The organism is Streptomyces tyrfis, from assembly GCF_037034285.1.
In the GTDB taxonomy this organism is placed as follows: Bacteria; Actinomycetota; Actinomycetes; order Streptomycetales; family Streptomycetaceae; genus Streptomyces.
This window is the reverse complement of the sequence record NZ_JBAGJZ010000126.1, coordinates 1-610: the sequence shown is the minus strand read 5'-3', so window position 1 is coordinate 610 and position 610 is coordinate 1. Positions and strand designations below refer to the sequence as shown.

Annotated in this window: 1 pseudogene; it reads right to left on the bottom strand. The window is 71.5% G+C overall.

Annotated features, from left to right (window positions below):
* Positions 1 to 610 (bottom strand): annotated as a pseudogene (locus WA762_RS35505) (peptidase C14); the annotation flags it as partial.

Below are 610 nucleotides of genomic sequence, written 5' to 3'. Positions count from 1 at the left end.
AGGGCGTGGCGGACGGTGGTGGTGGTGACGGTGCCGCGGAAGGAGAGGACGGCGCCGAAGGGGTTGTCGTGGGTGTTCTTCTCGATGCCTTCGGTGCGTATGCGGTGGCCGCCGAAGTCGAGTTCGATGTGGGAGCGGTCGAAGAGGTGGCGTCTGGTGAACAGGAGGTCGGTGTGGGCCTCGACGCGGTGGACGCTCTTGTCGGTGATCATGGCGTCGAGGGCGGCGTCGGCGGGGGTCTTGTCGTCGAGGTGGCCGAAGGTGCGGAAGTCGACGGTGCCGGTGTGGAGCTGGTGCCAGCGTCCGGGGCCGGGGTTCTTGCCGGCGGGGGCGATGACGGTGCCGCCGTTGTGGGCGGTGGTGGACTTCTTGTGCCAGCGCAGGGCCATGGCGCCGCCGTCGCCGGGGGCGTGGTAGCCGGCGACGAGGATCTGGGTGCCGTCGTCGAACGGTTTCGTGTTCAGCGCGCGCAGCGCGGCGACGGTGTCGACCCGCAGGACGTCACCGGTGTGCGACGGCGCGGCCTGCGCACTGCCGGAGGCCACGGCCGTGGAGGCCACGACCAGACCGGCCAGACCCGACGCCCGCAGCAGACTGCGGCGGGACGACG